General features: G+C 53.1%; 3 tRNA genes. All 3 read right to left on the bottom strand.

Going from position 1 to position 360, the window contains the following annotated elements:
* A tRNA-Gln gene (locus tag KH400_RS22630) sits at positions 1-75 on the bottom strand.
* Positions 76-85: 10 nt separating this feature from the next.
* Positions 86-161 (bottom strand) — tRNA-His (locus tag KH400_RS22635).
* Between the two features lie 10 nt (positions 162-171).
* Positions 172-256, bottom strand: a tRNA-Tyr gene (locus KH400_RS22640).
* Positions 257-360: the final 104 nt, after the last annotated feature.

The following is a 360-nucleotide window of genomic DNA, read 5'->3' on the forward strand; positions in this document are numbered from 1 at the left end:
TGGCTGGGCTAGCTGGATTCGAACCAGCGCATGACGGAATCAAAATCCGCTGCCTTACCGCTTGGCTATAGCCCAATCTTTTATATGGGGCGATTGATGGGAATCGAACCCACGAGTGCCGGAGCCACAATCCGGTGCGTTAACCACTTCGCCACAATCGCCATAATAAAATGGTGGAGGGGGACGGATTCGAACCGCCGAACCCTAAGGGAGCGGATTTACAGTCCGCCGCGTTTAGCCACTTCGCTACCCCTCCATATTTAAAATCAATTTTTTTGAAATTAATGGCGGACCCGACCGGATTTGAACCGGCGATCTCCTGCGTGACAGGCAGGCATGTTAACCCCTACACCACGGGTC

This window comes from Desertibacillus haloalkaliphilus (assembly GCF_019039105.1).
Classification (GTDB): domain Bacteria; phylum Bacillota; class Bacilli; order Bacillales; family KJ1-10-99; genus Desertibacillus; species Desertibacillus haloalkaliphilus.